The organism is Streptomyces purpureus (assembly GCF_014648195.1).
Classification (GTDB): Bacteria; Actinomycetota; Actinomycetes; order Streptomycetales; family Streptomycetaceae; genus Streptomyces; species Streptomyces purpureus.
Genome location: NZ_BMQQ01000010.1, coordinates 201,382 through 228,279 on the forward strand (window position 1 = coordinate 201,382; position 26,898 = coordinate 228,279).

Annotated in this window: 22 protein-coding genes; 15 read left to right on the forward strand and 7 right to left on the reverse strand. The window is 72.3% G+C overall.

Going from position 1 to position 26,898, the window contains the following annotated elements:
• Window positions 1-51: 51 nt before the first annotated feature.
• Together IEZ01_RS15625 and IEZ01_RS15630 are read right to left on the reverse strand one after the other, a co-directional pair.
• Window positions 52-1,221, reverse strand: a complete 1,170-nt coding sequence (locus tag IEZ01_RS15625) for an LCP family protein (RefSeq protein ID WP_229832974.1) — start codon at window positions 1,219-1,221, stop codon at window positions 52-54.
• 262 nt (window positions 1,222-1,483) lie between these two features.
• Window positions 1,484-2,236: a TIGR03089 family protein gene (locus IEZ01_RS15630; protein ID WP_019886854.1), complete on the reverse strand. Its 753-nt coding sequence runs from the start codon at window positions 2,234-2,236 to the stop codon at window positions 1,484-1,486.
• 137 nt (window positions 2,237-2,373) lie between these two features.
• Between IEZ01_RS15630 and IEZ01_RS15635 the strand changes: the two genes are divergently transcribed.
• From IEZ01_RS15635 to IEZ01_RS15645, 3 genes are all read left to right on the forward strand, one after another.
• Window positions 2,374-3,699, forward strand: coding sequence for a peptidoglycan recognition protein family protein (locus IEZ01_RS15635; RefSeq protein WP_189202167.1), 1,326 nt, complete (start codon window positions 2,374-2,376; stop codon window positions 3,697-3,699).
• A 117-nt stretch (window positions 3,700-3,816) separates the two neighbouring features.
• Window positions 3,817-4,899 (forward strand): mannose-1-phosphate guanylyltransferase, encoded by a 1,083-nt coding sequence (manB, locus tag IEZ01_RS15640; protein WP_019886852.1) that lies wholly within the window; start codon window positions 3,817-3,819, stop codon window positions 4,897-4,899.
• Between the two features lie 129 nt (window positions 4,900-5,028).
• Window positions 5,029-6,030 (forward strand): DNA-3-methyladenine glycosylase family protein, encoded by a 1,002-nt coding sequence (locus IEZ01_RS15645; protein WP_189202169.1) that lies wholly within the window; start codon window positions 5,029-5,031, stop codon window positions 6,028-6,030.
• A 27-nt stretch (window positions 6,031-6,057) separates the two neighbouring features.
• Here the strand turns inward: IEZ01_RS15645 and IEZ01_RS15650 are convergent, their stop codons facing one another.
• The 3 genes from IEZ01_RS15650 to IEZ01_RS15660 are packed head-to-tail and all read right to left on the reverse strand — an operon-like array spanning window position 6,058 to window position 8,865.
• Window positions 6,058-7,386, reverse strand: coding sequence for a coenzyme F420-0:L-glutamate ligase (locus IEZ01_RS15650; protein ID WP_019886850.1), 1,329 nt, complete (start codon window positions 7,384-7,386; stop codon window positions 6,058-6,060).
• The gene (gene cofD, locus IEZ01_RS15655; RefSeq protein WP_189202171.1) at window positions 7,383-8,339 is read right to left on the reverse strand and encodes a 2-phospho-L-lactate transferase; all 957 of its coding nucleotides are present in this window, start codon (window positions 8,337-8,339) and stop codon (window positions 7,383-7,385) included. Before cofD ends, IEZ01_RS15650 begins: the two co-directional genes overlap by 4 nt.
• Before the next feature lie 13 nt (window positions 8,340-8,352).
• Window positions 8,353-8,865, reverse strand: coding sequence for a cysteine dioxygenase (locus tag IEZ01_RS15660; RefSeq protein ID WP_019886847.1), 513 nt, complete (start codon window positions 8,863-8,865; stop codon window positions 8,353-8,355).
• A gap of 709 nt (window positions 8,866-9,574) precedes the next feature.
• On the opposite strand from IEZ01_RS15660, the gene IEZ01_RS15665 reads away from it, so the two are divergent.
• The 3 genes from IEZ01_RS15665 to IEZ01_RS15675 all read left to right on the forward strand — a co-directional run bounded on the left by IEZ01_RS15665 (window position 9,575) and on the right by IEZ01_RS15675 (window position 15,300).
• Window positions 9,575-9,838, forward strand: a complete 264-nt coding sequence (locus tag IEZ01_RS15665) for a WhiB family transcriptional regulator (protein ID WP_015033978.1) — start codon at window positions 9,575-9,577, stop codon at window positions 9,836-9,838.
• A gap of 207 nt (window positions 9,839-10,045) precedes the next feature.
• Window positions 10,046-13,765: a glycosyltransferase family 2 protein gene (locus tag IEZ01_RS15670; protein ID WP_189202173.1), complete on the forward strand. Its 3,720-nt coding sequence runs from the start codon at window positions 10,046-10,048 to the stop codon at window positions 13,763-13,765.
• Window positions 13,762-15,300, forward strand: coding sequence for a DUF5719 family protein (locus IEZ01_RS15675; RefSeq protein WP_189202176.1), 1,539 nt, complete (start codon window positions 13,762-13,764; stop codon window positions 15,298-15,300). The genes IEZ01_RS15670 and IEZ01_RS15675 overlap by 4 nt, the downstream gene beginning before the upstream one ends.
• Before the next feature lie 30 nt (window positions 15,301-15,330).
• Here IEZ01_RS15675 and IEZ01_RS15680 read toward each other — a convergent pair whose 3' ends face one another.
• Window positions 15,331-15,759: a metallopeptidase family protein gene (locus IEZ01_RS15680; RefSeq protein ID WP_019886844.1), complete on the reverse strand. Its 429-nt coding sequence runs from the start codon at window positions 15,757-15,759 to the stop codon at window positions 15,331-15,333.
• A gap of 252 nt (window positions 15,760-16,011) precedes the next feature.
• Between IEZ01_RS15680 and IEZ01_RS15685 the strand changes: the two genes are divergently transcribed.
• The 8 genes from IEZ01_RS15685 (at window position 16,012) to IEZ01_RS15720 (ending at window position 24,516) form a co-directional block, all read left to right on the forward strand.
• Window positions 16,012-16,440 carry a DUF3499 domain-containing protein gene (locus IEZ01_RS15685; protein WP_019886843.1) on the forward strand — a complete coding sequence of 143 codons (429 nt, stop codon included), beginning with the start codon at window positions 16,012-16,014 and terminating at the stop codon, window positions 16,438-16,440.
• Between the two features lie 67 nt (window positions 16,441-16,507).
• A complete protein-coding gene (locus tag IEZ01_RS15690; protein WP_189202178.1) occupies window positions 16,508-17,869 on the forward strand; it encodes a phosphomannomutase/phosphoglucomutase in 1,362 nt (453 codons plus the stop codon).
• Between the two features lie 260 nt (window positions 17,870-18,129).
• Window positions 18,130-18,312, forward strand: coding sequence for a Trm112 family protein (locus IEZ01_RS15695; RefSeq protein WP_019886841.1), 183 nt, complete (start codon window positions 18,130-18,132; stop codon window positions 18,310-18,312).
• 99 nt (window positions 18,313-18,411) lie between these two features.
• Window positions 18,412-19,575, forward strand: coding sequence for an SIS domain-containing protein (locus IEZ01_RS15700; protein WP_019886840.1), 1,164 nt, complete (start codon window positions 18,412-18,414; stop codon window positions 19,573-19,575).
• A 176-nt stretch (window positions 19,576-19,751) separates the two neighbouring features.
• On the forward strand, window positions 19,752-20,903 hold the full coding sequence (gene manA / locus IEZ01_RS15705) for a mannose-6-phosphate isomerase, class I (RefSeq protein WP_019886838.1): 1,152 nt from the start codon (window positions 19,752-19,754) through the stop codon (window positions 20,901-20,903).
• 89 nt (window positions 20,904-20,992) lie between these two features.
• Window positions 20,993-21,958 carry a cation diffusion facilitator family transporter gene (locus IEZ01_RS15710; RefSeq protein ID WP_189202179.1) on the forward strand — a complete coding sequence of 322 codons (966 nt, stop codon included), beginning with the start codon at window positions 20,993-20,995 and terminating at the stop codon, window positions 21,956-21,958.
• A 319-nt stretch (window positions 21,959-22,277) separates the two neighbouring features.
• Window positions 22,278-23,735, forward strand: coding sequence for an adenosylhomocysteinase (ahcY, locus tag IEZ01_RS15715; protein ID WP_189202181.1), 1,458 nt, complete (start codon window positions 22,278-22,280; stop codon window positions 23,733-23,735).
• 160 nt (window positions 23,736-23,895) lie between these two features.
• Entirely contained in the window at window positions 23,896-24,516 is a 621-nt protein-coding gene (locus IEZ01_RS15720) for a hypothetical protein (protein ID WP_019886834.1), read from the forward strand.
• On the opposite strand, the gene IEZ01_RS15725 is transcribed toward IEZ01_RS15720, so the two are convergent.
• A complete protein-coding gene (locus IEZ01_RS15725; protein ID WP_189202183.1) occupies window positions 24,513-25,457 on the reverse strand; it encodes an RDD family protein in 945 nt (314 codons plus the stop codon). The two genes, IEZ01_RS15720 and IEZ01_RS15725, sit on opposite strands and share 4 nt — an antisense overlap.
• 119 nt (window positions 25,458-25,576) lie before the next feature.
• Between IEZ01_RS15725 and IEZ01_RS15730 the strand changes: the two genes are divergently transcribed.
• Window positions 25,577-26,584, forward strand: coding sequence for a stage II sporulation protein M (locus IEZ01_RS15730; protein WP_189202185.1), 1,008 nt, complete (start codon window positions 25,577-25,579; stop codon window positions 26,582-26,584).
• Window positions 26,585-26,898: the final 314 nt, after the last annotated feature.

Here is a 26,898-nt window from a genome sequence, read left to right on the forward strand (position 1 = left end):
GGGCATACCACCCAAACGTCATGGAAGGGTTACGCCGGTTTGGTCATCGCTTTACGCGCAGGCGCCTTCCGCCGCGTTCCGCCCCGAGAACGTGGGCGACGGCGTGGAGTTCCATGCGCCGGCGGGTCTGCGGCCGGCTCCGCCCTCCGGGTCGACCTCGACCGGCGTGTCCTCCCGTAGCCGCTTGAAGAGGGCGTCCGCAGCGGGCTGCACCAATTCGTCCCGGTTCGGATTCCATGCGTACGGTTTCCTAGGAACAGTCAGAAACTGCACCTTTTCCGTCGGTACGCTGCGCATCGAGCGCGCCAACTCGTACAGATCCCGCAACGAGTCCAGCCCCGGGTCGGTGGTCAGCGCCTTCGTCGCCGCGTCCAGCACCGGATACAGCTTGGTCGGATTGAGCAGCACGCCGTTGCTCTGCACCTTGTTGACCAGCGCCCCGAGGAACTGCTGCTGGCGTTCCATCCGCTCGGTGTCACTGCCGTCGCCCAGCGTCTTCCGGGCCCGTACAAAACCCAGCGCCTGCTCCCCGCGGAGCGTGTGGCGCCCGGCCGGCAGCTTCAGACGCGCGTCGGCGTCGTTGACCGGCTTCTTGAGGCAGACCTCCACCCCGTCCACGGCGTCGATCATCTTCTTGAAGCCGTGGAAGTCCACGATCATGTGGTGATCGATCCGGATCCCGGTCATCTTCTCGACGGTACGGATCGTGCAGGCCGCCCCACCGAACCCGAAGGCCGAGTTGAACTGGGCCCATTGCTCCCGTGTGCGGGTCCCGTCGGCCTTGCGGCAGCCGGGGATCGTCACCATCAGGTCGCGCGGGATCGACATGGCCGTCGCACTGCCGCGGTCCGCGGCCAGATGCACCAGGATCGTCGTGTCCGAGCGCTGGGTGTCGCCGTCGCGGCCGTACTTGGTGTTGCCGCTGCCCGAGCGCGTGTCGGAGCCGATCACCAGGATGTTCTGGGCCCCCTTCACCACGGACGTGGGGCGCTCCTTCTCGTACCGCTCCAGTTCGGCGGCGGCCGTGGTGTCCGTGGTGATGTTCCCGTCGAGCTTGCGGTAGAGCCACCAGCCGACCCCGGCCGCCGCGAGCAGCACGACGGAGGCCCCGAGCGCGGTCCAACGGAGCCAGTACCGCTTGCGCTTGGCGGAGTCGGCGGAGTCGGTGGACTCGGTGCTGTCCGCTTCCGGTTCGGGGGGCGTGCCAGCACTGTCCGTCACGTTCGGGGTCCGTCCTTCGGGCGTCTTCGGGTACGTACCGCCGATCATGTACCGGAGCTGACCCCTGGGTCCGGGGACTCGGCAGGCGATTGCGCCGGACGGGTGGACTTCGGGGCGGCCGCCAAGCGGTGACGGACCGTGGTGGGCTCACGGGCCGTGGGGTGTCTCACGGCCCGTGCTCGGGCGCACGGTCCGTGAACGAGCTCACGGGCCGTGCGGGGGCTGCGGGGCGTACCGGCGCGCGTGGACCGTACAGGCGCGCTCACGTACGCGTGTCGGTGACCCGCTCGCTCTCGATCCGCTTCGTCAGGCCTTCCGGCGACAGCTGGTCGAGGTTCCGGCACAGCACCACCGACGCGCCCGCGGCGAGCGGTGCGTACAGCCCCGCCGACAGCCCCTCCCAGGTGTCGTACGGAAGCCCCGACAGCAGCCGCGCGCCGGGCTCCAGGCCCCACGCCGCGGCATCCGCCCGGGCTCGCTCGACGAGCTCGGCGGCCGTCAGCTCGACGTCCTCCACCCGCAGCGCCGCCGCGTCCGGGTCCACCGGTGCGAACGGCGCGAACCGGTCGCCCTGGCTCGGCACTTCCACCGCGTAGTCGGCGAACCCGGCCGGCGGCGCCGGGAAGCGCCCGCCCAGCGGGCGCAGCGCGAGCGCGACCCGCTCGCCGGAGCAGGCTCGCGCCACCTCCAGCGTGTCCGGACCGCTGACGACGAGATCGGCCCCGGCCGGATCGCCGCCCACCTCCGCGGTCACCCCGACCGACGCGCAGGCGAGCAGCCACACGGCCGTCTGCCAGTGCGCCGGCAGCAGCAGCGCGAGCCGGTCGCCGGGACCGGCGGCGAGGTCGCCCTGGAGGAGGTTGGCCGTCTTGGCCACCCAATTGGCGAAGGTGGCCACGGACAATTCGACGCGTTCACCGGTGGCATCGTCGTAGAAGGTGACCAAGGGGCGGGCCGGGTCCGCGGCGAGCGCGGATCGCAGCAGGTCGGCGGGGGTGCGGTCGCTGGCATTCACCCGCGCAACAGTACGCGGCGGGCCCGCCCGGGACCCGCCGTACCGGTGACCCCGTCCACCGGTCGGACCGACGCCCCGTCAGCTTCCTGGCGTCATTCCGACGGGCGGAACAACTCCGGCCCGCACACGATCGGTCCATGCGTGCCTACCTTGCCTCCGCCATCGGGGTCGCGTGCACCGCCGCCCTCGCCGTTCCGTTCGCGTCGCCCACCGTGGCGGCACCGCCCGCCGCACCGGTCGAGGCGGACGCCGTCCCGGGCTCCACCCAGTCCCTCCCACTCGCCCCACTCGGACCCCAGGCGTCAGACCGCATCGCCGGCTCCACACGGCAGGGCCTGCCTCCGCGCGAAGTCCGCCCCTTCTCGCTCGTCGGCGTCGTCTGGGACGACGCCACCGCCGAACTGCACGGCACGGTCCAGGTCCGTACCCGCCCGAGCGGCAGCCGCGCCTGGTCCGGCTGGCAGGACCTCGAGACCCACAACCACGAGCACGCCGCCGACCCCGGCTCCGCCGAAAGCGCGTCGCGCACCGTCCGCGGCGCCACGGCCCCGCTCTGGGTCGGGGCCTCGGACGCCGTCGAGGTCCGCGTCCAGGCGGACGGCACCGCCGCACTCCCCGGCGGTCTGCGCCTCGAACTCGTCGACCCGGGCCAGGACCCCGTGGACGTGGTGGCGGCCGGCCCGCGCAGCTCCGTGCGCGACGACGGGGACCGGGCCCCGGTCACCGGCCCCATGACGGCCGAACAGGCGGCCTCGTCCGCCGTCAACGCCGACCTCGCCCCCCTTGGCGCCACCATCATCCCCGCCCTCGGCAAGGCGGAGACGGAGGCCCGGCTGGTCGGCTTCGCCAAGCCGTACATCGGGCCGCGCCCGAAGATCGTCACCCGCAAGGGCTGGGGAGCCGACGAGAAGCTCCGCGAGAAGAACTTCGCCTACACCAAGTCGGTGAAGGCCGCCTTCGTGCACCACACGGTCACGGGCAACAACTACACCTGCAAGCAGGTCCCCTCACTCCTGCGCAGTATCTACCGCTACCACGTGGTGAGCAGCGGCTGGCGTGACATCGGCTACAACTTCGCCGTCGACAAATGCGGAAATATCTACGAAGGACGCGCCGGTGGCGTCTCCAAGCCGGTCCAGGGCGCCCACACCCGCGGCTTCAACACCAACAGCATGGGCGTCGCCGTCCTCGGCACCTTCACCACCAAGGCCCCACCCACCGCTGCCGTCAACGCCATCGCCCGCCTGACGGCCTGGAAGCTCGGCCTGTACGGAGTCAACCCGCGCGGTACGACGTATCTCACGTCCGGCGGGGGCAACTTGTACAAGAAGGGGACGAAGGTGAAGCTCAAGACCATCTCCGGACACCGGGACGGATTCGCCACCGAGTGCCCCGGAAAACGGCTCTACAGCAAGCTCGGCACCGCCCGCACCGCCTCCGCGACCCTCCAGGGGCGAACGTGAGGGTCACGTCACGGGGAAGCGGTCGGGGCATGTTCCTGACGGTCTGCATACACTGGCCGGTCACATCGGTCATACGACCGCACACGACCGGCCCCAGCAGGAAGCAGAGACGACAAGGTGACAGAAGCGATCCTCCTGGTCGGTGGCAAGGGCACGCGGCTGCGCCCGCTGACGGTGAACACACCGAAGCCCATGGTCCACGCGGCGGGCGTCCCGTTCCTCACCCACCAGCTGGCCCGGGCCCGGGCGGCCGGCGTCGAGCACATCGTGCTCGCGACGTCGTACCTGGCAGAGGTCTTCGAACCGCACTTCGGTGACGGTTCGGCACTGGGGCTGCACCTCGAATACGTCACCGAGGAGGAGCCGCTGGGCACCGGCGGCGCCATCCGCAACGTGGCCTCACGGCTCCACTCCGGCCCCGACGACCCCGTACTCATCTTCAACGGCGACATCCTGACCGGACTCGACATCCGCGCGCTGGTCGCCACCCACGAGTCGTCCGGCGCCGACGTCTCGCTCCACCTCACCCGGGTCGAGGACCCGAGGGCCTTCGGTCTGGTCCCCACGGACCCCACCGGCCGGGTCACCGCCTTCCTGGAGAAGCCGCAGACCCCCGAGGAGATCGTCACCGACCAGATCAACGCCGGTGCCTACGTCTTCCGCCGCTCGGTGATCGACACCATCCCCGCCGGGCGGCCGGTCTCCGTCGAGCGCGAGACCTTCCCCGACCTGCTGGCCGCCGGCGCGCACCTCCAGGGCATGGTCGACTCCACGTACTGGCTCGACCTGGGCACGCCCCAGGCGTTCGTACGCGGCTCCGCCGACCTCGTCCAGGGCCGGGCACCCTCCCCGGCCGTCCCGGGCCGCTGCGGCGACCGACTGGTCCTGCCGACGGCCACGGTGGCCCCGGACGCCAAGCTGACGGGCGGTACGGTCGTCGGCGAGGGCGCGACGATCGAGGCCGGCGCCCGGGTCTCGGGCAGCACGATCCTCACCGGCGCGACGATCGAGGCCGGCGCGGTCATCACCGACTCCCTCATCGGCGCGGGCGCCCGCGTCGGCGCCCGTACGACCGTCACGGGCGCGGTCATCGGCGACGGCGCCCACGTCGGCGCGGACAACGAACTCCGCGACGGCGTAAGAGTCTGGTGCGACGCGATCCTCCCGAACAGATCGCTGCGGTTCTCGTCCGACCAGTAGAGGACTGAGAGGGGTTTGTGGGCATGCGTTCCGCATGGGGCGGAACGGGTGGGCACAGACCCCACGGCCGCGGCGCCCTCTGCTTGGCCCCGCACCCCGTCGGCCCGCACCCCGGCTACCCTCATAAACGTGTCCGGCCGCTTCGCACCCCGCCCCACCCGCACCTCCGTCCGCGGTGGTGACGCCCGCATACCCCCCGCCCGGACCGCCCCCGCCCTCACTCCCTCCCAGACCCGGCGCTACGCGCCCCCCACCCCGCTCGACGTCGGCCTCACCCTCGGCCCCCTCCGCCGCGGCCCCGGTGACCCCACCTTCCAGACCACCGACGGCTCCGTGTGGCGGACCTGCCGTACGCCCGAGGGCCCCGGCACGCTCCGTACCACCGCCTTCGCGGCCGAGGGCGAGGTCCGCGCCGAAGCCTGGGGCCCCGGCGCCGAGTGGCTGCTGGATCGGCTCCCCGCCCTGCTCGGCGCGGAGGACGACCCGGACGTCTTCACCCCGCGCCACCGTCTCCTCGCGGCCGCCCACCGCCGCTGCCCCGGCCTGCGGCTGGCCCGCACCGGACTGGTCCTGGAGTCGCTGATCCCGACGATCCTGGAGCAGAAGGTCACCACGGACGAGGCGTACCGCGCCTGGCGGCTGCTCGTGCGCAGGTACGGCGAGCCCGCGCCCGGTCCGAACCCCCGGCTCCACGTCATGCCCGAGCCCCGTACCTGGGCGACGATCCCGTCCTGGGAGTGGCACCGCGCCGGTGTCGACAACAAGCGCGCCTCGACGATCCTGCGCGTGGTCCGAGTCGCCCGCCGGATGGAGGAGGCGGCCGCCATGGCGCCCGAGCAGGCGCAGGAGCGTCTGGAGCTGATCCCCGGCATCGGCCCCTGGAGCTCCGCCGAAACCGTTCAGCGCAGCCACGGAGCCCCCGACGCCGTCTCCGTCGGCGACTACCACCTGCCGAGCATCGTCGGCTACGCCCTCGCGGGCGACCGCGACGCCGACGACGCGGCGATGCTGGAACTCCTGGAGCCGTACGCGGGCCAGCGCCACCGCGCCGCCCGCCTCATCCTCCTCAGCGGCCGCACTCCTCCGCGCCGCGCGCCCAGGATGACCCCGGGCAACATCGGCGCTCTGTAGACCCTCCGGGCCCGGGTGCCCCGGGGCTCACCGCACGGCGATGAAGTCCCCGGCCTCCCGGGCCGGACGCTCCTTCGCCGGAGCGGCGGGGTGCCCGACGGCGACCGCGCCCATCGGGTCCCAGTGCTCCGGCAGGTCCAGCACGTCCCGTACGACATCCCGGCAGAACATCGTCGAGGACACCCACGCCGAGCCCAGCCGCTCCGCGGCCAGCGCGACCAGGAAGTTCTGCACCCCGGCGCCGGCCGCCACGACGAACATCTCCCGCTCGGCGCCGTCCCGGCGCGGGTCGCCGTAGTGATGGGCGCCGTCCGTCACCAGGCACGGCACCACCAGATAGGGCGCCCGGCGCAGCACCTCACCGCGGCGCACCCGCTTGGCGATCGACTCCTCGGACTTGCCGTCCCGGCGCAGATCGGCGATCCACGCCTCCTTCATCGCGTCCAGCAGCCGCACCCGCGACTCCTCGGACTCCAGCAGCACGAACCGCCAAGGCGTGGTGTGGTGCGGCGCGGGCGCGGTGACGGCCGCCGCCACGGCGCGCCGGACGGCGCCGCCGTCGACGGGTTCGTCGGTGAACTCACGGACCGTACGCCGCTGGGTGACCGCCTCCCGGACCGCCTCGGAGGTGCCGAGGCGGAACATGTCGTCGGCGGCCACGCGGACCATCGCCCGCGCGCCGTCCTCGCCGCCCACCAGATGCGGCAGCCCGCGCACGACGGCGACGGGCAGCCCGGCCGCTTTTCCCTTCACCAGGTCCCCGGCGGCCGCGAGCTCGTCGGCGGTGGCCACGACGGTCGCGCTGAGCGGGTTGCCGAACGCGTCCGTACCGCCGCGCAGATCGTCCAGGACCCGTACGCCCGCCGCGCCGATCGCCACATCGGTCAGGCCGTTGCGCCAGGGCCGCCCGAAGGTGTCCGTGACGACGACGCCGACGTCGACCCCGAGGGTGTCCCGCAGCCCCGTGCGGATCGCCCGGGCCGAGGCGTCCGGGTCCTCGGGCAGCAACAGCACCGTCCCGGCAGGAGTGTTGGAGGCGTCGACCCCGGCCGCGGCCATGACCAGACCCTGCCGGTTCTCCACGATCCGCAGTGTCCCGCGCCGCGCCACGACCCGTACGGTCTCGGCGTCGATCGCCGCCTCCCGGTCGTCGGCGGCGACGATCCGGCCCTCCGCCTTGCTGACGATCTTGGAGGTGACCAGCACGACGTCACCGTCGACGAGCCCCGGCTCGGTGCCCGCGATGAGCTTGGCGAGGTCGTCACCGGCCCGGACCTCCGGCAGCCCGCCCAGTGCCCACACCCGGTACGCGGGCGCCGCCGCGACGTCCGTGCTCCCGTCGTTGCCGACGCTCACGCCCGGACCTCCTCCGCGAGGGCCAGCGCCGCGCGGGCCATCTCGGCCGTCGCGTCGAGGTCCGTCATCATCAGCGGCACCGCCCGGCAGCGGATCCCCGCCGCCTCGACCGCCTCCACCGTGCCCGCGTCGACCGTGTCGACGAGCCAGCCGTCCAGCAGCCCGGAGCCGTAGTGCTCGGCGACCGCCGCCGCCGTGGCCTCCACGCCCACCGCCACCAGCACCTTGTCGGCCATGCCGCGCACCGGCGCGTCCCCGACGATGGGGGAGAGGCCGACGACCGGCACGCCTGCGGCCGCGATCGCCTCCCGGATGCCGGGCACGGCGAGGATCGTGCCGATGCTGACCACGGGGTTGGACGGCGGGAAGAGGATGAGGTCGGCCTCGGCGATCGCCTCCAGGACCCCGGGCGCCGGTTTGGCCTGCTCGGCGCCGACCGGCACGACGGCGTGCGCGTCGACGGAGGCCCGCAGCCTGACCCAGTACTCCTGGAAGTGCACGGCCTTGCGCTCGCCGTCGACGTCGATCGCGACATGGGTCTCGACCCGGTCGTCGGACATCGGCAGCAGCCGCACGCCCGGCTGCCAGCGCGCGCACAGCGCCTCGGTGACGGCGCTCAGCGGATAGCCGGCGCCGATCATCTGCGTACGGACGATGTGGGTGGCGAAGTCCCGGTCGCCCAGCCCGAACCACTCGGGCCCGACGCCGTACGCCGCGAGCTCCTCCTTCACATGGAAGGTCTCGTCCGCCCGGCCCCAGCCCTGCTCCTCGTTGATGCCACCGCCCAGGGTGTACATCACCGTGTCGAGGTCGGGGCAGACCTTGAGTCCGAACAGATGGATGTCGTCACCGGTGTTGCCGATGACCGTGATGTCGGCGTCGGGGACGGCCTGCTTGAGGCCACGCAGGAATCGGGCACCACCGATGCCGCCGGCCAGAACCACAATGCGCATGCACAGCAGTCTGTCAGGCGGGTACGACACCTCGGGCCGTCGGGGCGCACCGCGCGTGGTGCGTGGGCGGGTGCATCGGCATCTCGGTCAGGCCCGGGTAGTAGATGTGCAGACTGACGGCCGGTTCGAGCGAGTCGTTGACCACTTCGTGGACGTAGCCGGGCGCGAAGACCCTCTGCGCGCCGTCGCCGAGCCGGCGGTGCGCCCGTTCCGTACGTTCCGTCAGCTCGCCCTGGAGCACAGTCAGTACGCCGGAGGAGGCGCCGTGGTCGTGCCGCCCGCTGCCCTGGCCCGGCACCCAGGAGAGCAGCCAGACCTCGTAGCCGGGGCCGGTGCGCAGCCGGTGGTACCAGCGGGTGGTGGCGTCGTACCGGACCAGCGGCTCCCACTGGGCGCGGTCGGCGGCGATGGAGCGGGCGAGTCCGACGAAGTCGGCCACGGTGGCGGGGTGCTGCTTGGCGGGCTGGAGGAGGTGCTGGACCTCGAAGAGGTCGCCGGCGATCTGAAGGTCGCTGTCGCTGTTCATGGGTGCGGGGTTCCTCGGCAGGATGCGTCGATGCAAGCGATGCGGTGATGCGGGGGAAAACGCTGGAGCGCTACGGCTTCATCGGCCGTGGGTGCGCATCAACAGCTGGAACAGCAACAGCAACAGCGGTCCTGGACAGCGCGGCGGAACCCACGGGCGTGGGTCGCGGAGGGCGCTGAGGTCGCTGGCATGGGATCAAAGGTGGCGGGCCCGATACCCGACTGTCAACTCAATGCCCGGTTTGGGGGCAATGTTTCACCTCATCCGGTTACTGCGAGCGCAGAAAGGTTTGCTCAGGGTGGGGGCCGGAGACATGGCGCAGCAACCGGGCTCGCAAACCTCCGGTTCTGCCGGGAGTGCCGCGGGGTGGCCGTGATCACGCTCGGTGATCGCGCGCCGTGACCGTACTGTGATCCGGGTCGCTTCCCGGCCTCGATCGCAACAAGATCGCGAGCTCCGTCGTCCTTCCCTGTAGGGGCCTGTCCTGGGCCCTCTGAGGGGGTTCGGAAGGAGCCGGTGGCATGTGTCGCGTTTTTGGTGATTTGAACACTTTCCGCATAGCCTTGGTTCCGCAGAGTGAATACCGGGCCCAATAGCAGATCTCGGCTTGACTCGCGCGGAGCTACGAACTTGTAATTTCACTCGTGTCGTTCAGCCGAAATCGGTAGCGGCAACAGCACGGGGACGCAAAGACGGACGAGGGGCGCACATGACCGAGTTGTTCCAGGAACTGCTGGTCGAGGACGCGGACGAGGAACTCGGCTGGCAGGAGCGCGCACTCTGCGCACAGACCGATCCCGAGTCCTTCTTCCCCGAGAAGGGCGGATCCACCCGAGAGGCAAAGAAGGTCTGTCTCGCCTGTGAAGTCCGTTCGGAATGCCTCGAGTACGCCCTGCAGAACGACGAGCGATTCGGAATCTGGGGCGGCCTGTCCGAACGTGAGCGCCGCCGTTTGAAGAAGGCCGCTGTCTGACCGCTGTCTGACCGGCATCTGATCGCCGCCCGACCCGCGCGCGATCAAAACGCACACATCTGACACATCTGTACGCAAGGAACGGTCCGCCCCTGTGCTCTGGCCACAGGCGGCGGACCGTTCTGCTGCCAGCCATTAGTGTGGGGCCCCGTCCCAGACGCTCCCACGCCCCCCGCGGGCGACCCCGGCCGGAGGGCCCGTACCTCGATGTCCGCCACCACGCCAGCGTTTGCTCCCGCCCAGGCGCCCGAGTATCCGCGCCATGTCGTCACCGCCGTGCTCGTCTCCCACGACGGAGCCCGCTGGCTGCCCGACGCCCTCGCGGGACTCCTCGGCCAGGAACGCCCCGTACAGAACGTCATCGCCGCCGACACCGGCAGCGCCGACGACTCCGCGCGGCTGGTCACCGAAGCCATCGGCGACGAGCGGGTCCTGCACCTGGCCCGGCGTACGGGATTCGGCGCCGCCGTCGACGAGGCCGCCCGCACCGCCCCGGTCCTCGGCCCCGACGACCTGCCCTATCTGAAGCGGCCCAGCGGCTGGGACCCGGTCAGCAGGTCCTGGCGCGACGACGCCTACGACATGCCCGAACTCCCGCACGGCGAACCGGTCCAGTGGCTGTGGCTGCTCCACGACGACTGCGCACCCGCCCCCGACGCCCTCGCCGAACTCCTGCGCGTCGCCGACTCCGACCCCGAGGCCGGAGTCGTCGGACCCAAGCTGCGCGGCTGGTACGACCGCAAGCAGCTGCTCGAAGTCGGCGTCTCCATCGCCCGCAGCGGCCGCCGCTGGACCGGACTCGACCGGCGCGAACAGGACCAGGGCCAGCACGACCAGGTCCGCGGCGTCCTCTCCGTCTCCAGCGCCGGCATGCTCATCCGCCGCGACGTCTTCGAAGGGCTCGGCGGCTTCGACCGCCGCCTGCCGCTGATGCGCGACGACGTCGACCTGTGCTGGCGCGCCCAGAGCGCCGGCTACCGCGTCCTCGTCGCCCCCGACGCCGTCCTGCGCCACGCGGAGGCCTCCGCGCGCGAACGCCGCACCGTCGACTGCGCCGGCCGCTCGGTCACCAACCCGCACCGCGTGGACAAGGCCGGAGCCGTCTACACCCTGCTCGCCAACGCGCGCGGCATCGCCCTCCCCTATGTACTGCTCCGCCTCGTCCTCGGCACCCTGCTGCGCACCCTCGCCTACCTGGTGGGCAAGGTGCCCGGGCAGGCCGTCGACGAAGTCATGGGCCTCTTCGGCGTCCTGCTCCGCCCCGAGCGGATCATCGCCGCCCGCCGCAGGCGCGCCAAGCCGGCCGTACCCAACAGCGAACTGCGCCCGCTCTTCCCGCCGGCCGGCGCCACCATCCGCGCCACCTTCGAACAGGTCGCGTCCAACTTCGGCGGCTCCGACACCGAATCGGGCGGCTCGCGGCACGGCGCCGTCGAATCCGGCCCCGGCGGCGACGACGCCGACTACATGGAGATCGAGCAGTTCGCCCGGCTCAAGAAGATCGCCCGCAAGCCGGGCCCGGTCCTCTTCGCGCTGCTCCTCGTCGTCTCCGTCGTCGCCTGCCGCGGCCTCTTCGGCGGCGGCTCCCTCGCGGGCGGCGCCCTGCTGCCCGTCCCCGACGACGTCTCGGCCCTGTGGAGCCGGTACGCCGACGGCTGGCACCCCATCGGCACCGGCGGCACCCAGTCCGCCCCGCCCTACCTCGCCGTACTGGCCGGCCTGTCCGCCCTGTTCCTCGGCTCCACCGGCTTCGCGCTCACCGTCCTCCTCGTCTGCTCGGTGCCCCTCGCCGGCCTCACCGCCTACTTCGCCTCCCGCTCGCTCGTCGAGTCCCGGCTCCTGCGCGCCTGGGGCGCCATCGCGTACGCCTTCCTGCCCGCCGCCACCGGCGCCCTCGCCACCGGCCGGCTCGGCACCGCCGTCCTCGCCATCCTGCTCCCGCTGATCGCCCGCGCCGCCGTCGCCGCCCACGGGCTGCGCGGCGACGGACGCGGCAGCTGGCGCGCCACCTGGGCGTACACCCTCCTGCTCACCTTCACGATGGCGTTCACGCCGGTCGTCTGGCCGCTCGCCGTCGTCCTCGGCCTCGCCGTCCTCGCCCTGCGCCGCGACGACATCACCGCCTACGGCCTGCGCTTCCTCGCCGCCGTCGGCACCCCCCTGCTCGTCCTCGCGCCCTGGTCGCTCTCCCTGCTGACCAGCCCCTCGGCGTTCCTGCGCGAAGCCGGCCTGACCTTCGGCACGGGCCCCGCCTCCGCACTCGACCTGCTTGGCATCAGCCCCGGCGGCCCCAAGGCCACCGGCGGGCTGCTCCTGCTCGGCCTGGTCCTCGCCGGGCTCGCCGCCCTGCTGCGCGCCGAGCGGCAGTTCGCGGTCCGCACGGCCTGGGCCGCCGCCCTCGCCGGGCTCGTCCTCGCCGTCCTGATGAACGGCTCCGGCCCGGACAACACCGGCTGGGCCGGACCCGCCACCCTCGTCTACGGACTCGCGCTCGTCGCCGCCGGCATGCTCGGCGCCGAAGGCGGCCGCACCCGCGTCGCCGCCCAGAGCTTCGGCTGGCGCCAGCCCGTCGCCGCCCTGATCGCCCTCTCCTGCGCCGCCGGCCCGCTCCTCGCCGCCGCCGGCTGGATGCTCGGCGGCGCGGACGGCCCCCTCAAGCGGCGTGACCCCGTACAGGTCCCGGCCTTCGTCGCCGAGGAGAGCGGCACCCGCGACCAGCCCCGCACCCTCGTCCTCGGCGGCACCTCGTCCGCCACGGTCTCGTACACCCTCGTTCGCGGCTCCGGCGCCCGCCTCGGCGACGCCGAACTCGCCGCGACCGGCGGCAGCGACCCCCGCCTCGACAAGGTCGTCGCCCACCTCGTCGCCGGCTCCGGCGCCGACCAGACCGACCAGCTCAGCGGCTTCGCGATCCGCTACGTCCTCGTACGGGACGGAGCGCCCCGCCAGATGAGCCGCGTCCTCGACGCCACCCCCGGCCTCAGCCGCCTCAGCCAGCTCGACGGCAGCGCCCTGTGGCGCGTCGACCGCCAGGTCGCCCGCGCCATGATCGTGCCCAAGCCGGACGCGTCCGGGAAGGCCGAACCGCTGCCCGTCGCCTCCGACCCGGTCGAGGCGCACACCGACATCCCGAAGGGCCCGGAGGGCCGCGTCCTGCGGATCGCCGACCGCGCCGACGACGGCTGGCAGGCCACCCTCGACGGCAAGGAGCTGACCAGGACCACCGTCGACGGCTGGGCCCAGGGCTTCGAACTCCCCGCCGAGGGCGGCCGACTGGCCCTGACGTACGACGAGCCGCTCACGCACACCGCCTGGATCTGGACCCAGACCGTCCTCGCGGTCGTCCTGGTGATCATGGCCCTGCCGGGTCGCCGCCGCGAGATCGACGACGACATGCCCGACGAGGAAGCCGCCGTTCCCGCCCAGGCCATGGAGGGCGACGGCCGCCGGGCCCGCCGGCTCCGCGCCGCCGCCGAGGCCGAAGCGGCGGCCGCCGTGACCGCGACCGCCACGGCCACGGCCACCGAGACCGCCGAGCCGGACGCCGACCCGTACACCGCGCAGCAGGCGGAGGTCCCGCAGCAGCCGTCGTACGGGGAGTGGGACGGGCAGAACTACCCCGCGTACGACCCGAACCAGCAGTACTACCAGCAGCCCGCCGACCAGTACCCGTACCAGCAGAGCCAGTACGAGGGTCAGTACGACGGCCAGTCCAACGGCCAGGGTGGCCAGGCCAATGGCCAGTACGACGCGTACGGCCAAGGCGAGCAAGGCCAGCAGGTTCCGTACCAGCAGCCGTACCAGCAGCACTATGAGCAGCAGCAGTACCAGGAGCCGCAGCAGCCGCCGTACACCGACGGATACGGACACGGACACGGGTACGGCTACGACACCGAGCAGCGTCCCGACGGGAGCAGCAACCAGTGAAGCGCACCACCCTCTCCCTGATCGCGGCCGCCACCGCCCTCGCAGCCGTCACCGGCTTCGCCGCCCTGACCGCCCCCGACGGCCCCCAGGCCACGGAGGCGAAGGCCCCGGCCCGGCTCCCCGTCGAGCGGACGAGCCTGCTCTGCCCGTCCCCGAGCAGCTCCGAGCTGGCGGAGACGGTGTACACCTCGTACACCCCCGCCGGAACCGCCGCGCCGGACGCGAAGGGCGGCACGGGCGCCGACCCGGCCCCGGCCAAGGCCGAACTGAAGCCGACCAACGCCACGTTGACCGACCCGGACACCAAGAAGAAGACGGACAAGGCGCCGGCCCCCGACAAGGCCACCCTCACCCTCACCCAGTCCGGCAAGCCCGCCTCCGCCACGGCCAACGGCGCCGGGGCCCCCGCCCTCGTCGGCTCCGCCTCCGGCTCGCTCGCCCCCGGCTGGACCACCCAGCAGACCACGGTCCAGGCCGCCGGCACGGCCCGCGGCCTGCTCGGCGTCAGCTGCACCGCCCCCGACACCGACTTCTGGTTCCCCGGCGCCTCCACCGCCAAGGAGCGCCAGGACTACGTCCACCTCACCAACCCCGACGACACCGCCGCCGTCGCCGACATCGAGCTGTACGGCCCCGAGGGCGTCCTCAAGTCCTCGCTCAGCGAGGGCATTCCGGTGCCCGCCCGCTCCAGCGTCCCGGTCCTGCTCTCCACGCTGACCGCCGCGCCCCCCACCGCCGACCTGACCGTCCACGTCACGACCCGCACCGGCCGGGTGGGCGCCGTGGTCCGCTCCGCCGACGACAAGCTCGGCAGCGACTGGCTGTCCGCCTCCGCCGACCCCTCCGGCACGCTCGTCCTGCCCGGCATCCCCGCCGACGCCACGTCGGTCAAGCTGATCGCGTACGCCCCCGGGGACGACGACGCGGAGGTGAAGATCCAGCTCGCCGGGGCGACGGGCACGTTCACCCCGGCCGCCCAGCAGTCCCTGCACGTCAAGTCCGGTATGACCGCGGCCGTCGAGCTGAAGAACGTCACCCGCGGCGAGCCCGGCTCGCTGCTGCTCACCCCGGCCCGCAAGGAGCAGGCGACCCCGGTGGTGGCCGCGCTGCGGGTGATCCGCGGCAGCGGCGAGAAGCAGGAGATCGCCTTCGTCCCAGCGACCGGACCGGTCGGCGCGCGGTCGGCCGTCGCCGACAACCGCTCCTCCGGCTCGACGCTCTCCCTGACCGCCCCGGCCGCCGCCGCCGAGGTCAAGGTCACCGCCTCGGCGGGGACCCAGGCCGGCGCGCCGGTGAGCAAGACGTACACGGTCAAGGCCGGTACGACCCTGGCGGTCGCCCCGCCGGTGCCCGCCGGGCTCAAGGGCTCGTACGCCCTGATCGTCGAGACGGTCTCGGGCGGCCCGGTGCACGCCTCGCGCACGCTGGCCGTACCGCAGGACGGCATCCCGATGTTCACGATCCAGACGCTGCCCGACGACAAGGGCACGGTCGAGGTGCCCACCGCCCGCCAGGACCTCACGGTCCTGGACTGACACCACCCGGGGCGGGCCGCGCGTACCGGGCTAGTTGTCCCCGTACCGCGGGTCGACGGACTCGGGGGAGAGGCCGAGCAGGTCGGCGACCTGCTCGACCACCACCTCGTGGATGAGCAGCGCCCGCTCGTCGCGGTTCTTCGTACGGATCTCGATCGGCCGCCGGTAGACCACCACCCGCGCGGGCCGGTCCTTCCCGGCGGGGAGCGCGCTGCCGAGCGGCACCGAGTCCGCGCGCGGGTCGGGCACCTCCATCACAAGGAAGTCCACCTCGGCCAGCTGCGGCCAGCGCCGCTCCAGCCGCTCCACCGAGTCCTGCACCAGATCGCGGAAGGACTCGGCCCGGCTCAGCGAGAGGGGCACCTGCGGCGGCGCGACGGGCCCGCGCATGCCGCGGCCGTGGCGGTCGCGGCGGCGGGGCCGTGGCTCGATCGGGCGGGGCGGTCCGGCACTGTCCATCACTGACGCAGCGTAGCTCTCCACGCGCCGGCCGACCCGGATGTCGTTAGTTGAACGTTCCGGCCAGGCCCGGGCCCGAATCCGAACGCTCCGGCGACCGGCTCGCCGTCCGGGATTGACCGGATTCACACCGCCCGATGTCCGGATCGCTCACCTCCGGCCTCCGCCGGCCCCTCCTCCCGCGCAGGTCAGGCCAGTTGCTCCGAGGGGCCCCGTGTCGGACGTCACACCGCGACACGGTGGAGTGACCTGGTGGAGAGTCGTCGCGGCCCGCTCAAGAGTGCGGTACCGTCCAACGTCGTGAGCCCTGTACGTCGCTGTTCGCGCACCGCGTGCGGCCGCCCTGCCGTCGCGACACTGACGTACGTCTATGCCGACTCGACTGCGGTCCTCGGCCCGCTCGCCACCTACGCCGAGCCCCACTGCTACGACCTGTGCGCCGAGCACAGCGAGCGCCTGACCGCGCCGCGTGGCTGGGAAGTTGTCAGGCTGACCGACGCGTCGGGCCCGTCCCGGCCGAGCGGCGACGATCTGGAAGCCCTCGCCAACGCGGTACGGGAAGCGGCCCGCCCCCAGGAACGCGCGGCGGAGGCCGGCGGCAAGGGCGGCGGACGCGGCGGCAGCCCGGTCGAGGCCGGCCGCCGAGGCCATCTGCGGGTCCTGCGCTCCCCTGACTCCTAGCCCCGGCACCCGGCGCCGGCGGGGAACGGTAGCTTGGGCGGTCCGAGACTTCAGGAGGGTTTGGACCGTGGCTGCTGATCTGTCGCAGATCGTGAAGGCGTACGACGTCCGCGGAGTGGTGCCGGATCAGTGGGACGAGCCGCTGGCGGAGCTGTTCGGCGCGGCGTTCGTGCACGTGACCGGCGCGGACGCGATCGTCGTCGGACACGACATGCGTCCCTCGTCGCCGGGCCTGTCGGGAGCGTTCGCGCGCGGCGCGGCCGCCCAGGGCGCGGACGTCACGATGATCGGTCTCTGCTCGACGGACCAGCTCTACTTCGCGTCGGGAAGCTTCGGCCTGCCGGGCGCGATGTTCACCGCCTCGCACAACCCGGCCCAGTACAACGGCATCAAGATGTGCCGTGCGGGCGCGGCGCCGGTCGGCCAGGACTCGGGCCTGTCGGAGATCCGGACCCTGGTCGAGTCCTGGGCGTCGGCCCCCGAGCCGGCCGCGACTCCCGGCACGATCACCGAGCGGGACACCCTCAGGGACTACGCGGCCCATCTGAAGTCTCTGGTGGACGTGGCGTCGATCCGGCCGCTGAAGGTCGTCGTCGACGCCGGCAACGGCATGGGCGGCCACACGGTCCCGACCGTGTTCGAGGGGCTGGCGCTCGACTTGGTGCCGATGTTCTTCGAGCTGGACGGCACCTTCCCGAACCACGAGGCGAACCCGCTGGACCCGAAGAACATCGTCGATCTGCAGGCCCGGGTCCGCGCGGAGGGGGCGGACCTCGGTCTGGCCTTCGACGGCGACGCGGACCGCTGCTTCGTCGTCGACGAGCGCGGCGAGCCGGTCTCCCCGTCCGCGATCACGGCCCTGGTCGCGGCGCGGGAACTGGCCAAGCACCCCGGCGGCACGATCATCCACAACCTGATCACGTCGTGGTCGGTCCCCGAGGTCGTACGGGAGAGCGGCGGCGTCCCGGTCCGTACGCGCGTGGGGCACTCCTTCATCAAGGAGGAGATGGCCCGCACGGGCGCGGTCTTCGGCGGCGAGCACTCGGCGCACTACTACTTCCGTGACTTCTGGAACGCGGACACCGGCATGCTCGCGGCCCTGCACGTCCTGGCGGCCCTCGGCGGCCAGGAAGGCCCGCTGTCGGAGCTGGTCGCCTCGTACGACCGGTACGCCGCCTCCGGCGAGATCAACTCCACCGTCGACGACCAGACCGCGCGTATGGCAGCGGTCCGCGCCGCCTTCGAGACCCGCGACGGCGTTTCGATCGACACCCTCGACGGCCTCACCGTCACCGCCCCGACCTGGTGGTTCAACCTGCGCCCCTCCAACACGGAGCCGCTGCTGCGCCTGAACGCCGAGGCCCAGGACGAGACCACGATGACCGCGATCCGCGACGAGGTCCTGTCCCTGGTCCGGGCGACGGACTGAGTCCCTCTGCGCGTGAGGCAGGCTCCGGCCCCCTCCGCGTGCCGAGCCGGAACCCCCCGCGTGTTTCCGGGTCCCCTCCGCACGTCGATTGGCTCGAAGCCTCCCGGCGCGCGGAGGGGCGAGCCCGGTCCACGGTGCCGGGGCCCCGCGCGGTGACGCCCCCGTCACCCAAGCCGCGCCCGCCGCCCCCCGGCGGTAGGCTGACCTGGCCCAACCCCAACGCCGACAGACCCCGCCCGCACCCCGAAGGGACAACCCCCATGCCGCTCGAAGCCGGCCTCCTGGAGATCCTCGCCTGCCCCGCCTGCCACGCGCCCCTCAAGGACCGCACCGCAGCCGAGACCCCCGAGCTGATCTGCACCGGCGCCGACTGCGGCCTGGCCTACCCCGTACGCGACGGCATCCCCGTCCTCCTCGTCGACGAGGCCCGTCGCCCGGAGTGACCCACGTGGGCGCACGCCCGTTCACGTAACGCACGTAACGTACGCGCGCAGACGCACGCCACAGGACAACCGGCGAAGGCGATCGGAGGCCCCACCCCCATGCTCGACGAGTCGCTGCTCGACGACCCGGACGCCCTCGCCCGGGCCGACCACCGTGGCCTCCTGCGCGGCGCCGCCGAAGCCGGCGCCCGCGTGCGCACCGCCGCCCGGCACGCCGCCGAGGCCGGCATCGGCGACCTCAGGCCGGAGGGCCGCCCCCGCGCCGTGCTCGTCGCGGGCACCGGCACCGCCGCCACCGGCGTCGCGGACCTGGTCACCGCCCTCGCGGGCGCTGCCGCCCCGGTGACCCGGCTGCACCCGACCGGCGTCGCCCCCGCCGCGGGTGCCCTGCGCTGGGAGCTCCCCGGCTGGGCCGGCTCCGTGGACCTCCTCCTCGTCGTCACGACGGACGGTTCCGAACCCGGCCTCGCCCTCCTCGCCGAGCAGGCCTACCGCCGCGGCGTGACCGTCGTCGCCGTCGCCCCCAGGCGCTCCCCGCTCACCGAAGCGGTCGGCAACACCCACGGCCTCGTCGTCCCCATGGCGACCCCGCCCAACGAGCAGTACGAGGAAACCCTCGAAACCCCCGCCGCCAGCCCCGGCGCGCTCTGGGCGCTGTTCACCCCCCTGCTCGCCCTCCTCGACCAGCTGGGCCTGGCCACCGCGCCCCCGGACGTCCTCGAGAAGGTCGCCGACCGCCTCGATCACACCGCCGAGCGCTGCGGACCCGCCATCGCCACGCACAGCAACCCGGCCAAGGCCCTCGCCGCGGAGCTCACCGAGTCCCTGCCGCTGATCTGGACCGAGGGCGCGACCGCCGGTCCGGCCGGCCGCCGGTTCGCCGCCGTACTCGCCGAGCTCGCGGGCCTGCCCGCGCTCGCCGCCCACCTCCCGGAAGCCCTCGCCGCGCACGGCGTCCTGCTCGCGAGCGACTTCGCGGCCGGCGCGGATCCGGACGACTTCTTCCGCGACCGGGTCGATGAGCCGCAGGCGCTGCGGACCCGGGTGGTCCTGCTCCGGGACCGCCCGGCCGAAGGCCTCACCGCCGCCCCGGCCGCCCGCGAACTGGCCCTCAGCCACGACACGGCCATCAGCGAACTGGAGCCCGCGGAAGGCACCGAGCTCGAAGCCCTCGCCGAGCTGGTCGCCATCACGGACTTCGCCGCCGTCTACCTCGCTCTGGCCTCCGCCGCCACAGCGGCAACACCCGGCAGCTCCTCATGACTCGCTCCACCGCCGCCTCGAACATCATGACCGCTGTCACTCGCGTCGCCGCCGTTTCCTGAGCGGGCGCGCTCTCCTTCCCCCGACCCGCCGTCACGCACCCTCCGGCCACCGGGCCCCCTCCCAGGCCCTCCGCCCCCGAGCCCCTCCCGCACCGAGGAAAGCTGGAACGCTTCATGGACCGCCTCTCCAACACCGTCCGCCCCTACGCCTGGGGCTCCACGACGGCCATCCCGGAACTCCTCGGCGTCGCCCCCTCCGGCGAGCCGCAGGCCGAGATGTGGATGGGCTCCCACCCGGGAGCGCCCTCGCAGACCGACCGCGGCCCCCTGAACGAAGTCATCGCCGACAACCCCGTACGCGAACTCGGTGCCCCCACCGTCGAGAAGTTCGGCCCGCACCTCCCCTTCCTGCTCAAGATCCTCGCCGCCGGCGCACCCCTCTCCCTCCAGGTCCACCCCGACCTCGCACAGGCCAAGGCCGGGTACGCCGCCGAGGAAGCCGCGGGCCTCCCCGTCGACGCGCCCGAGCGCAACTACAAGGACGCCAACCACAAGCCCGAACTCATCTGCGCCCTCACCCCCTTCCGGGGCTTCTGCGGATTCCGCCCGCCGGTCGAGGCCGCCGACTCCCTCGCCGCCCTCGGCGTCGACTCGCTCAAGCCGTACGTGGACCTGCTCCACGCCCACCCCGAAGACGCCGCCCTGCGCGAGGTCCTCACCGCGATCCTCACCGCCGACCCGGAGGAGATGACGGCCACCGTCACCGAGGCCGCCGCCGCCAGCGACCGCCTCGGCGGCGCGCACGCCCCATACGCCGCACTCGCCCACCACTTCCCCGGCGACCGCGGCGTCATCGCCGCGATGCTCCTCAACTACGTCGAACTTCAGCCCGGTGAAGCCCTCTTCCTCGGCGCCGGCGTCCCGCACGCCTACCTCAGCGGCCTCGGCGTCGAGATCATGGCCAACTCCGACAACGTCCTGCGCTGCGGTCTCACCCCCAAGCACGTCGACGTGCCCGAACTGCTCAAGGTCGTCCGCTTCGAGGCGGGCGACCCAGGGGTGCTCCGCCCCGAGGCCTCGCCCACGGGCGAGGAGGTCTACGAGACCCCGATCGACGAATTCCGCCTCAGCCGTTTCGTACGGGCCCCGGGCGCGGCCCCCACCGACGCCACCGCCCCCACCCCGCAGATCCTGCTCTGCACGGCAGGCGCCGTACGCGTCGGCGAGCTCGACCTCACCCCAGGACAGTCCGCCTTCGTCCCGGCAGGTGAAAAGACCGAACTGTCCGGTACCGGTACGGTCTTCCGCGCCACAGTGGTGGCCTGACGTACCCTCCCTCGCGGCTGCTGCAACAATGTGCGGCCGTACGGCGGCCGCACGGCAGCGACACACCGAGGAAGGGACCTTCACCACCCATGAGCGCGTCAGGCGGAACCAAGGCGATCGTGGCGGCCCTCGCCGCCAACCTCGCGATCGCGGTAGCCAAGTTCGTGGCGTTCCTCTTCAGCGGTTCGTCCTCGATGCTCGCCGAGAGCGTGCACTCGGTCGCCGACTCCGGCAACCAGGGCCTGCTGCTCCTCGGCGGCAAGAAGGCACAGCGCGAGGCGACCCCGCAGCACCCCTTCGGCTACGGCCGCGAGCGGTACATCTACGCCTTCCTCGTCTCCATCGTCCTCTTCTCCGTCGGCGGCATGTTCGCCATCTACGAGGGCTACGAGAAGATCAAGCACCCCCACGAGATCGAGGCCTGGTACTGGCCCGTCGGCGTGCTCGTCTTCGCGATCATCGCGGAGACCTTCTCCTTCCGGACCGCCATCAAGGAGTCCAACGCCGTCCGCGGCGACCTCTCCTGGAAGGAGTTCGTCCGCCGCGCCAAGGCGCCCGAGCTCCCGGTCGTCCTCCTGGAGGACCTCGGCGCGCTGGTCGGCCTGATCCTCGCCCTCGGCGGCGTCAGCCTGGCCCTCGCCACCGGCAACGGCGTCTGGGACGGCATCGGCACCCTCTGCATCGGCGTCCTCCTCATCGTCATCGCCGTCGTCCTCGCCGCCGAGACCAAGTCCCTGCTGCTCGGTGAGGCCGCCGGCGTCGACGACGTGAAGAAGATCGAGGACGCGGTCGTGGACGGCCGGACCGTCACCCGCCTCATCCACATGCGTACGCTCCACCTCGGCCCCGAGGAGCTGCTCGTCGCCGCCAAGGTCGCCGTCCAGCACGACAACACCGCCGCCGAGGTCGCCTCCGCCATCAACGCCGCCGAGGACCGCATCCGCGCGGCCGTCCCGATCGCCCGGGTCATCTACCTCGAGCCCGACATCTACGACGAGTCGGCCGCAGACACCGGCGTGAACCCGGCGAAGAACCCCGGCGGCCCCGGCCACTGACGGCCGACCGTCCACGGCAGCGTCGCCCGTCCGGCGCCGACCCCGAAGGGGCCCGAGGTCACCACGACCCGGGCCCCTTCGGCATGACCACTGTGGTCCGCTGCGCCGATCGGTGTAGATTCGTGACCGAGCCAGACGTCGCTGCTGATGGCGGTCGGGCGGTCCGCGGGACCGTCCGAGGGAGAGAGGGCCTCCGACGACTGCACTGCGGGACACCCGTGCACCCCTGCACGGAACACCCGGGCTTTCCCATGCCCGGCACCGCCGTGCCCGCGCCCGCCCGAACCCTCGAACCGACACAACGAGGAGCAGCCCAGTCATGACGACTGTCGCCAACCAGCAGGACTTCAAGGTCGCCGACCTTTCCCTGGCCGCCTTCGGCCGCAAGGAGATCACCCTCGCCGAGCACGAGATGCCCGGCCTGATGGCGATCCGCAAGGAGTACGCGGCCCAGCAGCCCCTCGCCGGCGCCCGCATCACCGGCTCCCTGCACATGACCGTGCAGACCGCCGTGCTCATCGAGACCCTGGTCGCCCTCGGCGCCGACGTCCGCTGGGCCTCCTGCAACATCTTCTCCACCCAGGACCACGCGGCCGCCGCCATCGCCGTCGGCCCGAACGGCACCCCCGAGGCCCCCGCCGGCGTCCCGGTCTTCGCCTGGAAGGGCGAGACGCTGGAGGAGTACTGGTGGTGCACCGAGCAGGCCCTGACGTGGCCGAACAGCCCCACCGGCGGCCCGAACATGATCCTGGACGACGGCGGCGACGCCACCCTCCTCGTCCACAAGGGCGTCGAGTTCGAGAAGGCCGGCTCGGCCCCGGACCCCTCGACCGCGGACAGCGAGGAGTACGGCCACATCCTCCGTCTCCTGAACCGCACCCTCACCGAGAACCCGCAGAAGTGGACCCAGCTGGCGTCCGAGATCCGCGGTGTCACGGAGGAGACCACCACCGGTGTCCACCGCCTCTACGAGATGCAGCAGAGCGGTGACCTCCTCTTCCCGGCGATCAACGTGAACGACGCCGTGACGAAGTCGAAGTTCGACAACAAGTACGGCTGCCGCCACTCCCTGGTCGACGGCATCAACCGCGCCACCGACGTCCTGATCGGCGGCAAGGTCGCGGTCGTCTGCGGCTACGGCGACGTCGGCAAGGGCTGCGCCGAGTCCCTCCGGGGCCAGGGCGCGCGGGTGATCATCACCGAGATCGACCCGATCTGCGCCCTCCAGGCCGCGATGGACGGATACCAGGTCACGACCCTGGACGAGGTCGTCGAGACGGCGGACCTGTTCATCACGACCACGGGCAACAAGGACATCATCATGGCCTCGGACATGGCCAAGATGAAGCACCAGGCGATCGTCGGCAACATCGGCCACTTCGACAACGAGATCGACATGGCCGGCCTGGCGAAGATCCCCGGGGTCGTCAAGGACGAGGTCAAGCCGCAGGTCCACACGTGGACGTTCCCCGACGGCAAGGTCATCATCGTGCTGTCGGAGGGCCGCCTGCTGAACCTGGGCAACGCCACCGGCCACCCCTCCTTCGTGATGTCGAACTCCTTCGCGGACCAGACCCTGGCCCAGATCGAGCTCTTCACGAAGCCGGAGCAGTACCCGACCGACGTCTACGTGCTGCCCAAGCACCTCGACGAGAAGGTCGCCCGGCTCCACCTCGACGCGCTTGGCGTGAAGCTGACGACGCTCCGCCCCGAGCAGGCGGCGTACATCGGCGTCCCGGTCGAGGGCCCGTTCAAGCCCGACCACTACCGCTACTGATCCTCCAGCGGCAGTAGCCGGCAGGTAGAAGGAAGTTCAGGCAGGCCCCCCGCACCCCCGTGCCGGGGGGCCTGCCCTGCTTCCTCGCACCGACGCCCGCACCACCCGTCGTCGTCGGCCGCCCTTCCGGCCACCGACCTCACCCCGCCCCCGAGGACCCATGCCCCGCGGCCGTTATTCGCTCCACGATCCGCACGATCACACCCCCCTCGGCGAAGAACACTTCCACTGCGCCCCCGGCCCCTCCGGCTGGCGCTACGTCTCCCAGATCACCACCCCCTCCGGCGACCACGCCGGCTCCGTCGACCTCGCCCTCGACGACCTCGGCCGCCCCATCCGCCTTGAACTCCACGCCGCGAGCTGGCAGGTCCGAGGCGCCGCCCTCGACGGCGTCACCTGGGTCCGTACCGACCCCACCGGCACCGAGGCCACGGAAGGCAATGTGCGCGCCCATGCCTTCACCGGCCGATCCCCGGCGTTCCTCGTCGCGACATCCCGTCTGCTTCGGCTCACCCCCGATTCCCCCGCGACCCGCGTCAGGCTCGTCGCCTTCACGGACCCGGTCCTCGCCCCCCTCACCGTCGACCAGTCGTGGGCCCTGATGAAGAGTGAAGCGCACGCCACTGACAACGGCCCTCTGATCGTGGACGAATACCAGGTCAGCGCCCTCGACACGGGCGAACAGCACACCGTCCACATCGCCGGTGACGTCGTCCTCTCCGCCCCCGGCATCGAGCTCGAAGCCCTCGAATCCCCGCCCTCGGTCTTCCCTGACGTCTAAGCGGGAGGCGCGAAGCCCGTCGCGGGCGGCGGCGGCGTCGGCGCCGCGTCCGGGGCGGACGGGGCCGAGGGAGCGGCGGGAGCGGACGGAGCGGGCTGCGCGGCCGCCGCAGTCCTGACAGCCGCGGGAGCCGGAGCGGCGAAGGGACCACCACCGGCCACACCCGCCCCAGAGTCCCGGCGCCGCGCAGAGACCTCACCGAACGCCTTGCGCGCCTCCCGCGCCTGGCGCTCCTGCACCACACCGGCCAGATACGCCGCCGCGGGCACCCCGGCAGGCGGCGGGGTCCCGGTCCGCGCCACCACCTCGTCCGCCAGCCGCTCCGCCAGCGTCCGCCCCACCTCCGCGTCCAGCTGCCCCATCCGCGTCAGGTACTGCCGTATCGCAAGCCAGAGATCATCGGGTACGGCCGAGAGATCCAGGTCCGCGAACCGTCCCGCCAGCCACGGCGGTGGCGGCGGCACCACCCGCGCCCGCGCCGCCGGCACCCGCTCCCGTACGACCAGCGCCCCCGCGAACACATCACCGATACGCCGCCCGCGAGCCGAGACCAGCGACGCGATACAAGCGACCACCCCGAACGTCATCAGGATCTCCACCACCCCCATCGCCCCGCGCACCAACGCGTGCCGGAAACGAATCGGCCCACCGTCGTCCCGCACCACCCGCAGCCCGCAGGCCAGCTTCCCGAGTGAACGACCGTGCGTCAGCGTCTCCACCGCGATCGGCGCCCCGACCAGCACCAGCAGGAAGGACGCGATCTGGATCGCCGTACGAGCCGCGTCGTCGAGCGAAGCCGTGGCGACCGCCAGGCCGACGGATATGAGGAGATACACGGTCCACACCACGACCAGGTCGAGCAGGATCGCCAGCGCACGACTGGGCAGCCTCGCCGGTTGCAGCCCCAGGACAACGGCATCCCCTGTCACGACCCCGCTCATGACGCCCACCCTTCGTCGACCTTCCCAACCCCTCGAAACGCCAGTCTGCCAAGCTGACCCGCAGCGCGCCGCAGCAGTACGGACCCGTCCGCACCCAGTGCCTGGAGCAGCAGCCGATCATGGACCTCGACGTCTACGTCACCGCCCACCACGCCGAGTGGGACCGCCTGGACCACCTCCTGCGCCGCAGCGGCCGCCTCACCGGTGCCGAGGCCGACGAACTCGTCTCCCTCTACCAGCGCACGGCCACGCACCTCTCGCTGATCCAGTCCAGCGCGCCCGACCCGATGCTCACGGCCCGCCTCACCCAGCTCGTCGCCCGCGCCCGGGCCGCAGTCACGGGCACCCGTCGCGCCTCATGGCGCGACGCCGCCCGCTTCCTGACCTCGGGCTTCCCCGCAGCGGTGTACCGCTCCCGCCACTGGTGGATCCCGACAGCCGTCCTCTCCACCCTGGTCGCCGCACTCATCGGCTGGTGGATCAGCACGCACCCAGAGGTCCAGGCGTCGATCGCGGCCCCGCAGGAGCTCCGCGAGATGACGCGACCGGGCGGCCAGTACGAGACGTACTACTCCAGCCACCCGGCAGCCTCCTTCGCCGCCCAGGTCTGGACGAACAACGCCCAGGCCGCCGCCATGTGCCTGGTCCTCGGCGCCTTCCTCTGCGTCCCGGTGATCTGGATCCTCTTCCTCAACATGCTGAACCTCGGCGTCGGCATCGGCCTGATGTCCTCAGCGGGACGCCTCGACACGTTCCTGGGCCTGGTCCTCCCACACGGCCTGCTGGAACTCACCGCCGTCTTCGTCGCCGCCGGCACAGGCCTCCGCCTCGGCTGGACAGTGATCGACCCGGGCCCCCGGACCCGCCGCGCAGCCCTGGCCCAGCAAGGCCGCGCAGCCGTCGGCATGGCGATAGGCCTCGCCCTCGTCCTCTTCATCTCGGGCCTGATCGAAGGCTTCGTAACCCCGTCCGGCCTTCCCACCTGGGCTCGCATCACCATCGGCATCGTCGCTGAGCTGGCGTTTCTCGCCTACGTCTACATCCTCGGCGGCCGAGCCGCCCGGGCCGGCGACGCGGGCGACGTGGAGGAGCCCGACCGCAGCGCCGAGCTGCCGACCGCCGCCTGATGTGCGTACGACGCCTCTGACCTGCTAGTCTCCTCTTCGCCCGCAAGACCCGTTGACACGGGGCGCGTGGGGAGGTAGGTTTTAACGGTTGCCTCGGACTGGACATGTTCGAAGGCCAGCAGCTAATATCTCTCTCGCTCCGGTCGGAAATTGAATTTCCGAGGAGCCGCCTCCGATTTCTCATTCGAATCACGAAGCCGATTAGGTCGGCGGAAATGATTCTGATAGAGTCGGAATCGCCGGAAAGGGAAACGCGAAAGCGAAGAACAGCCCGGCAGCCCGCTCCAGCGGGTGGCAGAAACGGAAAACGGATC